Genomic DNA, 10,305 nt, shown 5'->3' with positions numbered 1-10,305 from the left:
AATCGAAGTTGTCGATTAAGAATTCAGGAAGTATAAGTTTTAAAAGATCTAAAGTAAGTTCCAATACGAATAAATTTAAACCTCAAAATTAAAACTATCCTAATTCACACACAACTTTTGTGATTGAGCCTATACATCTCGACTCCGCTCGATGTCCCTAGAGTGATAATAGATTGTAGCGAAGAATTATAAATTTAGATTGTTTGGGTTCTGTGTTAAAGATGTTAATATAAAAGTGAGAATACATCTCTACTCTATTCTATGACCTTAGATTTTACCTTAAAGGTTGATATGGTTGTACTTGATTTGCATTAGTGATTGACTGGCATGTTTGAGCTCTTTTAAAAGGTTCTCAATCATACTTCACTATGGTCAGTATAATCTGATATACCTTTTGAAAAGCGAGTAAGGAAAGCACGACCCTTCCAAAGCTTTGAAGGGAATGCCCAAATGCTATAAAAAGAAAGAGCATCTTAAAGGAATAAGATGCTCTTTAATATTTAAAAAGTTTTAGATTATAATTCTAAGGCTTTTTTAGGATTGTTGTTCATTAACAATTCAATTGGGTTTTCTATAGCTTCTTTAATTGCTACTAAGAAACCAACTGATTCACGACCATCTACAATACGGTGGTCATAAGATAATGCTACGTACATTATTGGTTGAATAACCACTTGACCGTTTACAGCCATTGGACGTTCTACAATGTTGTGCATTCCTAAAATTGCAGATTGAGGAGGGTTGATGATTGGTGTAGATAACATTGATCCAAATACACCACCGTTAGTAATTGTAAATGTACCACCTGTCATTTCATCTACAGTAATTTGTCCATCACGAGCTCTTAGGGCTAAACGTTTTACTTCTGCTTCTACTCCTCTAAAAGATAAGTTTTCTGCATTTCTAATTACAGGAACCATTAATCCTTTTGGACCAGAAACTGCGATAGAAATATCTGCAAATTCATTTTTGATTTGGTAATCACCATCAATCATAGAATTTACATCAGGATACAATTCTAAGGCTCTTGTTACGGCTAAAGTAAAGAAAGACATGAATCCTAAACCAACTCCGTGTTTTGCTTTAAATTCCTCTTTATATTGGTTACGTAAGTCAAAAACAGGTTGCATATTTACCTCGTTAAAAGTAGTTAACATAGCAGTTTCGTTTTTAACAGAAACTAAACGCTGTGCTACTTTTCTACGTAGCATAGACATTTTTTTCTTTTCAGAACCACGGCTACCTGTTGTAGTACCCATAGCTGGAACAGCATTGATTGCATCGTCTTTAGTAACTCTACCATCTTTACCAGTACCTTGAATAGTACTTGGGTTGATTCCTTTTTCGTCTAATATTTTTTTAGCTGCAGGAGATGCACTTCCTGTTGCATATGTTGCGTTTTCATTTGTAGTAGGAACTACGGGAGCTTCTTTTACAGGAGCCGCCTCTTGTTTAGGAGCTTCTTCTTTTTTAGCAGGAGCAGCAGCACCATCAGGTCTAGCACCTTCCATATCAATTAAACAAACTACAGCACCCACGGCTACAGCATCACCTTCTTCTGCTTTTAAAGTAATAATTCCACTTTCTTCTGCAGGCAACTCTAAAGTTGCTTTGTCTGAATCTACTTCAGCAATAGGTTGGTCTTTTTCTACATAATCACCATCTTCAACTAACCAAGTTGCGATTTCTACTTCTGTGATTGATTCTCCCGGAGAAGGGACTTTCATTTCTAAAACCATGATAATATTTTATATGTTATTTGTTTATATAGTGTTCTTTGTTGTTATGCTTGGAATACTTTGTCCAATACTGCTTGGTGTCTCTTTTTAAATCTTGCGCTAGATCCTGCAGCAGGAACTGAATAGAATTTAAGTGAAGCTACCGTTAAAGGTACCAAATTGAAACGTTGTAACATGTATGACCACGCTCCCATGTTTTCTGGTTCTTCTTGTGCCCATACAAATTCTACATCCGCAGGATAAGAATCTATCACTGCTTGAATTTTTTCTTCGTGTAATGGGAACAATTGCTCTATACGTACCAAGGCAACGCTTTCGTTTTCTAGTTTTTCTCTTTCTTCTAACATATCGTAGTAGAATTTACCAGAACAGAAAACCACTTTTTTAACGTTTGCTTTGTTGATAATTGTATCGTCTATAACTTCTTGGAAACTTCCATCAGCCAATTCTTCAATAGTATTTACAGCTTTAGGATGACGTAATAAACTCTTAGGTGTAAAAACAACTAAAGGTTTACGGTGGTTACGTTTCATGTGACGACGTAACAAGTGATACATGTTTGCAGGTTCTGTACAGTTTGCAATAGTCATGTTGTCATAATCACACAATTGTAAGTATCTCTCAATTCTTGCAGATGAGTGTTCTGATCCTTGTCCTTCGTAACCATGAGGTAACAACATTACAATACCATTTTGTAACTTCCATTTGTCTTCGGCAGCACAAATGTATTGGTCAAACATAATTTGTGCTCCGTTACCAAAGTCTCCAAATTGTGCTTCCCAAATAGTTAAAGTGTTTGGGTGAGCCATAGCATAACCATAGTCAAAACCTAAAACTCCGTATTCTGATAATAAAGAGTTGTAAATAGTCATTACCCCTTTATTGTTCTTATTTGTATTTAATAAGTTGATACGTTCTTCTGAAAGTTCATCTCTTAAAATGGCATGACGGTGGCTAAAAGTACCACGTTCTACATCTTGTCCAGAAATACGAACATTAAATCCTTCTTCTAACAAAGAACCATAAGCTAGCGTTTCTGCTAATCCCCAGTCTAATTTGTTGTCTTCAAAGACCATTTTAGCACGACCTTCTATAATACGTTGTGCTTTACGTACAAACTTAACTCCTTCGGGATTTTGAGATACGACTCTTGTAATATCTTCTAATTTATCTTTTGGATAAGTAGTGTCTATTGGGGTTAACATTTCTGCTAATCCTTCTCTTACAAAACCTTCCCAAGTGTCTTCCATGAATGGAATTACTCTAGAAGTTTCATCGCTTTTAGCTTGGTTGAATTTTTCTTCTAATAAGTTTTTGTATTCATCTTGTAAACCTTTTGCGTAAGCAGCATCTATATTTTTTTCAGCAATTAACTGATCGATATAAATGTCTCTAGGGTTTTGATGTTTAGAGATGTTTTTATACAATTGAGGTTGTGTAAATCTTGGTTCATCACCTTCGTTATGACCATATTTACGGTATCCTAATAAATCTATAAAGACATCGCGTTTAAATTTCATTCTAAATTCTAATGCCAATTCAATTGCATGACATACCGCTTCTACATCATCTGCATTTACGTGTAATACGGGTGATAAAGTTACTTTAGCAACATCGGTACAATAGGTACTAGAACGAGCATCTAAATAGTTAGTGGTAAAACCTACTTGGTTGTTAATAACTAAGTGTAAAGTTCCTCCGGTTTTGTAACCGTTTAGTTTACTCATTTGAATTACTTCGTATACAACACCTTGTCCAGCAACAGCAGCATCACCATGAATAATGATTGGTAAAATAGCATTTTCGTTACCATTGTATACGTTGTCTATTTTAGCTCTGGCCACACCTTGTGCAACAGGTCCTACAGTTTCTAAGTGAGATGGGTTAGGCAATAGGTTCATTTTCATTACAGAACCATCTTGATAAGTTTTACTGCGAGTTAACCCCATGTGGTATTTTACATCCCCATCAATATTTTCCTCGTCAAAATCTTTTCCTTCAAATTCAGAAAATAAATCACGAACAGGTTTTTTAAAGATATTGGTTAAGGTATTTAAACGACCACGGTGAGCCATACCTAACACACATTCTTTTACATTATATCTTTCTGCTGCTGTTTTTAAAGCAGTAGCCAATGCAGGAATTACTGTTTCTCCTCCTTCTACAGAAAAACGTTTTTGACCTACATATTTTGTTTGTAAAAAGCTTTCGAAACCAACAGCTTGCGTTAACTTTTTAAGAATGTATTTTTTTTGTTCTACATTAAAATCCGCTTGATTGGCATTTTTGTTTAATCTGCTTTGCCACCATTGAATTTCTTCTGGTTGACGAATGTACATATATTCAATACCAATAGAATCACAGTAAATTTCTTTTAATCTATTTACAATAGTTTCTAAAGTTGCAGCACCAATACCAATTACTTCACCAGCATTAAAGACAGTTTTTAAATCATCATTAGTCAATCCAAATGTTTGAATGTCTAAAGTAGGTTCGTAGTGTCTACGTTCTCTAACGGGATTTGTTTTGGTAAACAAATGTCCTCTAGTTCTGTAACCATTGATTAGCTCAAGTACTAAAAACTCTTTTTTTACTTCTTGAGGTACTTCAATATTGTTTTCACCCTCATATGATTCGTTTGCTAAATCATATCCTTGAAAAAAACTTTTCCAACTAGGCTCAACACTATCAGGGTTGATTTGGTATTGCTCATATAAATCAGCAATAAAACCTGTGTGAGCAGCATTAAGGAAAGAAAATTTATCCATGTTACTATGTTGTCTTTATATTTTGTTGTTCGTTGTCGAACAAACAAAATTAATTTATTTGTCCTTTTAACGGCATATGTATTTGCTTTATTCTTCCAAATCATAAAAATTATAACAAATTGATTTTTTTTGTTTTTTTTAAGAAATAGATCCTTTATTTAAAGAGGAGCAAAAAAATGATTTTCAGGAAATGACCTCATAATTTAATGAAATTTAAGCTATTATAAATGTATGATAGTTTTATAGATTAGAGCATTAAGCGTGTTTAAATATATTTAGAAAACAAAAAAGAGAAGTTACTTTGTTGGTAGTAACTTCTCTTTTTGATCAAATAAAATAGATGATGAGTTTTTTGATTAATATTTTAATAATTCTTTTTCTGTAAACACACTTTCTTTGGGTTTTACGTTTCTTAATTCTTTAATTTTTTGAATGCTGATCTTTTTTTCTTTTTCTGAAAAAGTGTTTTGTAAATAGTAGATAATATTTTGAATATCCTCATCCTTAAATTCAGGATTTGCTCCTAAACCAGGCATGGTTGCATTTAAATTGTAAAGAGTTCCGTTTACGTGTATTGGTCCAGACAAACCATGTAAAATGACTAAAGCAAGTCTTTCTAAAGACTGAGATATGAATTCAGATTTTATAAATGGAGGGGCAAGGCTTGTAATTCCTTGACCTTGGTTTCCATGGCATGTAGCACAATTATTACTAAATATTTTTTCGCCTGCTTTAATGGCCTTAACATTTTGTTTTTTTAATTTTTGATTCTGTTTTTTTTCTGCATCTAGTTGATTTTTAAGTATAATGTTTAAATCTTTATTTAAAACAGTACTAGCGTTGTAGGTATTTTCTTGCTTTTGGTATAGTATAAAATCTTTTTCTAAACCTCTTAAACTACTTATAATTCCTTCTTGAAAAATTTTATTTTCTTGATACTGATCAGAAAGTTTAAATAAAATAGGAAAGAACTCAGTAGGTGTTAACTTTGCCCAATTTCCTAAAGAATTAGAAATGTATAAATCAATTTCTGGGTTCTTTTTAAGTAATAACTTATTGGTTAATTCTATCATTTTTAGTACATAGTTACTGTTAGAGAATTGTTCTAACAAAACAAGGACATGACTTATGGTTTTACTTTGGTTGCTATTAGCAATCACTTTTTCTAAATAGTTAAAACTTAAAGCATCTAAACCATTTAAGGTGTGTAAAGCATGTATTTGAGTAATTGGATTTTTAGATGATGTAATCATCTCTTTAAGTAACGTTACCGAAGTGTAATCTTTTCTGAGAATAAGTAATTGTTGAGCTCTATCTCTATACCATCCATTAGAATGTTCTAATAATGTAACCAATTCTGAAGTAGGGAGTTTTTCAAAATCAATCATTTTAGGTGTAGTGGTGTTTTCTTTTTGAACTTTTAAAATACGACCCATTCCCATAACTGTATCTAATTGTTTTTTTGCGTATTGATTGCGTAAATAGGGCGTTAAATAAGCTTTGTCTTGTAAAATTCCTCGGTGCATGTCTACAATGTAAAGACTACCATCGGGGCCGTTAAATAGGTTTACCGGTCTAAAGGCTTCATCTGTAGAAGCTATAAATTCTTTTTTGGGAATAGCTTGTTTACCACTTAAATTGTTTGGAGAAGGAGTAAGTACAATTCTCTTAATTAAATTTCCTTCAGGAATACAAACAAACGCATTTTCTGCATATTCTTTTGGAAACTGATTTCCTCTGTAAATTACAGGTCCGCAAGCTGCTGTAGCATTTATAACAATACTGTCTTTATCTAGTCGTCCTGCTATATACCCTCTATTTATTGATGTAGCATGCAAAGGATAAATTCTTTGGTTTGGAGTTAGGTTTTTGCCCAAAGCTGCTTTGGGAGTGAAAAAAGGATTTTTAAAATGGGTGTTGGGTAGTACTAAATCTCCTTTTAAAATAACAGAATTGTTGTTGTGATAAATTCTACCAAAATTATCTTTACTAATTCCCCATTGTCCTCTAAAAGAAGTTTTTTCTTTTATCCATTTCCCATTTTTTCTTTGGTACCTAGCACTAGATTTTGCATTGTAAATCCAGTTGTCTAAATGCATCATTAATCCGTTAGGTCTATGTTCTACATTTCCTCCTCTAGTGTATTGATTATCTACCAGTACTTTGTTTTTAGGTTGGTCGTTTTCTATTTCTACAAACCATAAATTAGGAGGCTCAGCATATAAAATTCCACCATAAACATGAGCTATTGCTCTTGGTAGTATTAAACTGTCTAAAAAAACTTTTACATGATCTGTAACTCCATCATTATCTAAATCTTCTAAAATGCTAATTCTTCCGTTAGGAGTATCTTCTCCAGTACCTTCTAAATTTTGCATATAAGCTTTCATTTGAACCACCCAAATTCTACCCTTGTTATCAAAACTCATGCTTACTGGAGCCTCTATATAGGGTTCTGATGCAATCGCCTTAAGATTAAATCCGTTTTCTACAACATAAGAGTCTAATGAAATTTGAGGTTCATTGTAATTGGTGTTACAACTGCTAATGATTAACAGTGTTAAAAAACTAAAAAGAATATAGTATCTGTTTTTCACAAAAAATAAATTAATGATGAGGGTATAAAACTAAGTAAATTCATTTTAATTTAATTTATTTAGGATTGTTTTACTTTATGTAAAAGATTCATAAATAAGGCTTAACTTTAATGGATACCATTGGTGTTTTATAAATTTGAAAAAAAAGTTTTAATATTATTGTGTGAATTAAAATTATACTTATATTTGCAACCGCAAAACAAGATTTTGTAGCTATATGCAACTTCCTCCTTAGCTCAGTTGGTTAGAGCATCTGACTGTTAATCAGAGGGTCCTAGGTTCGAGTCCTAGAGGGGGAGCAAAAGAAAAACCTTAACTTTAATTAGTTAAGGTTTTTTTAGTTTTATAACCTTTTTAAAAAGGGATGACGGATCATACTTAAAAGTTGTGTGTTAGGCAAAAATATTAGTCAATCTAAAGAGGGATCATACCTAAAAGTTGTGTATTAGGCAAAAATATTGGTGAGTCTAAAGAGGAAGAATTCAACGTTTTTAACACCTCTGAACTGAGCTCTAAAAGCTTTGATTTTGGCATTGAAAGATTCAGCAGCAGCGTTTGTACTTCTATTATTAAAGTAATTCAATATGGATCGATAATTATTATAGATGGAGTTTGCGACTGTATTAAAAGCCTTAAATCCTAATTTTCTACTTGATGATACCACTGTGCTAACCTTGTGTATGCAATTTTTATTGATTTAGCTTTGTTAAATATATTTCTGAGACTTTGCACTAAGTCGAATGCTTTTTTGATGTCTGGGTATTGTTGGAATAGAATTTTACTTCTGAAGTATTGATTTTGTGTCCAATTGGAAGGAGCTTTGTAGCGCAAATATCTACTTCTAGCGAGTAGTTGTTTTCTAGTATCTCCATTATCAAGAGTTTCAGGAATAAAGAGTGTCTTTTTCTGTTTTGCTAATTTTATAGAGTTGTTTTCCCTATCAATAGCTTCCCATCTATGTTTGATTCTAATATCTTGTAAAGCTTCTAATGCTAGTTTTTGTACATGAAATCTGTCTGTTACTTGTGTGGCTTTTGGAAAACAAACTCTGGCTATTGTTTTCATAGAATTAGCCATGTCTAATGTGATTTCTTTGACTTTGTTTCTAATTTTAAAAGGGATTTTAAGCAGTTGTTCAATGATAGGTTCTACTTTAGTTCCAGCGCATATAGCTACAATACTCCCTTTTTTACCTTTTGCTTTTTTGTTAGTGATAATGGTGTAGAGTTCCCCTTTAGATAAAGCAGTTTCATCAATAGAGAGGTGTTTACCTATGTTCTCGGGGTATATTAGGTATTGTTTAGCATGTGTTTTATGTTTCCATTGCTTAAACTCACTTAAATAGTCTCTATATTGTCTTTGTAGTTTTTTACCATTAAGGTTATAAAATCCGGCTATGGTATGACAGTCACTGGCTTTAGTATCGACTAATTTCTTTTAAAAAAGTTGCGAATTCGTTTGTCATACGAGTTCCCTTAGCTACTAGATTCCAGTCTCTTTGTAGAATTTGTCCATTGTTTTTATCTAGCCATCTTCTACGTTTGATATGTAGGTAAACTGTATTTCCTCTAATAGGAAAATCTTGTATGGTTATTTGTTTGTGGAATCCATGGGCAATAATTATTTGCTGAGAGAACTCTTTAGGAGCTGTTATTTTCTCTTCAAAATATAGATGAAGTGTTTCTTTCGCTTTAGAATGTTTTGTTAAATCGAAGTTATCGATTAAGAATTCAGGAAGTATAAGTTTTAAAAGGTCTAAAGTAAGTTCCAATACGAATAAATTTAAACCTCAAAAATAAAACTATCCTAATTCACACACAACTTTTGTGATTGATCCTATTCTTCATCTACCATTTTTGATTGTAAATTAATAACGCTGTCTTTTCTGGTAGAATGTTTACTTATGTATAAATTGTGATCTTTTATATTAAGGTGTGGATGTGCTTGGTTAAAAAAGTGAAGAAAACTATTTTTATTTTTTAAGGGGCCTGCATAGACTGCATTTCCTTCTTTTATTTCTGAAATAGAGATTCGGGTAGAAAAACGAATAGGTAAAGAATGATTGTGTTTTTGAAACAATTGTTGAAATTGTTGTGTTGCCAAAGCAGCCATTCTTGTGGTATAAGTGTAATTTTTAATGGTAACGAATATAGTTTTGATAAAGAATTGGTGGTTGAGGGGTTAAGTCCAGGTACTTATGATGGATGTGTAACTATAAAAGGAAAAGAATACAAAAAATGTTTTCAAGTGCATGTAAAGGAATCAACAGCTATAGTAGCTGAGGTTCGTTTAGAGCAGGAAGTAGCCGTTTTTAATGTTCATAAAGGAACAAAACCTTATAAAATAAAAGTGAATAATGAAATTGTTCTTTTAACAGAAAGCAATTCATTTAGCATAGAAGTAAAACAAGGAGACCTACTTCAGGTTGAAACAAGTAAAGTATGTGAAGGTTTGTTTAATGAAAAAATTTTATACAAAGAGAATGAACTAAACTTATATCCTAACCCAGCAAAAGAAAGTGTTACAGTTAATTTTGGGGAGGAGTTAAAGAATTCTCAAGTACTATTAATTTACGATACAAAAGGTTTATTAGCTCATCAACAAAAAGTGCCAAAAGGGATTAAAACTATTCAAATTCCGATAACTTCATTTAAACAAGGGGTTTATTGTTTAATATTAACAACTTCTAATGGAACAAAAACAAAAAAGCTAGTTGTTCGTTAATTTTTAAAATTAGTATCTGTTATGCAATCATACTAAAATAGAAGGGGTGAATATATCAGTAGGTATGCTTATAGTTAAACTGAATGAAAAATATTTTTTTTGTTAAATATCTGTATATGAGTTTTCTAGTTTTTTAATCAAAATTAATTCGTTTTTTATATGAAATTATTGTTGCAGAAGTTAAAATTATAACTATATTTGCACTCGCAAAACAGGTTTTTGTAGCTATATGCAACTTCCTCCTTAGCTCAGTTGGTTAGAGCATCTGACTGTTAATCAGAGGGTCCTAGGTTCGAGTCCTAGAGGGGGAGCTTTAAAAGCGTTATCACTTAGTGATAACGCTTTTTTTATGTTTATGTTTTTCTAAAATGAAAGGTTTTAACGGATCATACCTAAAAGTTGTGTTTTAGGCAAAAATATTAGTCAATCTAAAGAGGAAGAATTCAACGTTTTTAACACCTCTGAACTGAGCTCTAA

At 32.2% G+C, this 10,305-nt stretch carries 6 protein-coding genes, 2 tRNA genes and 1 pseudogene; 3 read left to right on the top strand and 6 right to left on the bottom strand.

The features are described 5' to 3' along the window. Positions 1-515: 515 nt before the first annotated feature. The 3 genes from odhB to GGR97_RS15405 form a co-directional block, all read right to left on the bottom strand. Positions 516-1,739, bottom strand: coding sequence for a 2-oxoglutarate dehydrogenase complex dihydrolipoyllysine-residue succinyltransferase (odhB, locus tag GGR97_RS14850; protein WP_209272397.1), 1,224 nt, complete (start codon positions 1,737-1,739; stop codon positions 516-518). A 44-nt stretch (positions 1,740-1,783) separates the two neighbouring features. Continuing rightward, positions 1,784-4,507 (bottom strand): 2-oxoglutarate dehydrogenase E1 component, encoded by a 2,724-nt coding sequence (locus GGR97_RS14845; RefSeq protein ID WP_167899315.1) that lies wholly within the window; start codon positions 4,505-4,507, stop codon positions 1,784-1,786. Positions 4,508-4,863: 356 nt separating this feature from the next. Continuing rightward, positions 4,864-7,104, bottom strand: a complete 2,241-nt coding sequence (locus GGR97_RS15405; protein WP_209272396.1) for a DUF7133 domain-containing protein — start codon at positions 7,102-7,104, stop codon at positions 4,864-4,866. Positions 7,105-7,329: 225 nt separating this feature from the next. Between GGR97_RS15405 and GGR97_RS14835 the strand changes: the two genes are divergently transcribed. Continuing rightward, a tRNA-Asn gene (locus GGR97_RS14835) sits at positions 7,330-7,403 on the top strand. Positions 7,404-7,549: 146 nt separating this feature from the next. Here the strand turns inward: GGR97_RS14835 and GGR97_RS14830 are convergent. The 3 genes and pseudogenes from GGR97_RS14830 to GGR97_RS14820 all read right to left on the bottom strand — a co-directional run bounded on the left by GGR97_RS14830 (position 7,550) and on the right by GGR97_RS14820 (position 9,207). Continuing rightward, positions 7,550-8,502, bottom strand: a pseudogene (locus GGR97_RS14830) (ISAon1 family transposase). Between the two features lie 19 nt (positions 8,503-8,521). Beyond that, positions 8,522-8,875 carry an ISAon1 family transposase N-terminal region protein gene (locus GGR97_RS14825; RefSeq protein ID WP_167899314.1) on the bottom strand — a complete coding sequence of 118 codons (354 nt, stop codon included), beginning with the start codon at positions 8,873-8,875 and terminating at the stop codon, positions 8,522-8,524. Between the two features lie 65 nt (positions 8,876-8,940). Next, positions 8,941-9,207, bottom strand: coding sequence for a hypothetical protein (locus tag GGR97_RS14820; protein ID WP_167899313.1), 267 nt, complete (start codon positions 9,205-9,207; stop codon positions 8,941-8,943). On the opposite strand from GGR97_RS14820, the gene GGR97_RS14815 reads away from it, so the two are divergent. Together GGR97_RS14815 and GGR97_RS14810 are read left to right on the top strand one after the other, a co-directional pair. After that, entirely contained in the window at positions 9,196-9,828 is a 633-nt protein-coding gene (locus GGR97_RS14815) for a T9SS type A sorting domain-containing protein (protein WP_167899312.1), read from the top strand. The genes GGR97_RS14820 and GGR97_RS14815 overlap by 12 nt on opposite strands. 237 nt (positions 9,829-10,065) lie before the next feature. Then, positions 10,066-10,139: transfer RNA gene (locus GGR97_RS14810), tRNA-Asn, on the top strand. Positions 10,140-10,305: the final 166 nt, after the last annotated feature.

Origin of the sequence: Wenyingzhuangia aestuarii (assembly GCF_011927765.1) — a bacterium.
GTDB lineage: Bacteria > Bacteroidota > Bacteroidia > Flavobacteriales > Flavobacteriaceae > Wenyingzhuangia > Wenyingzhuangia aestuarii.
This window is presented reverse-complemented; position numbering and strand designations above follow the sequence as displayed.

Coding starts and splice junctions, on each gene's coding strand:
- odhB (WP_209272397.1), bottom strand. CDS start 1,739: ATGGTTTTAGAAATGAAAGTCCCTTCTCCGGGAGAATCAATCACAGAA.
- GGR97_RS14845 (WP_167899315.1), bottom strand. CDS start 4,507: ATGGATAAATTTTCTTTCCTTAATGCTGCTCACACAGGTTTTATTGCT.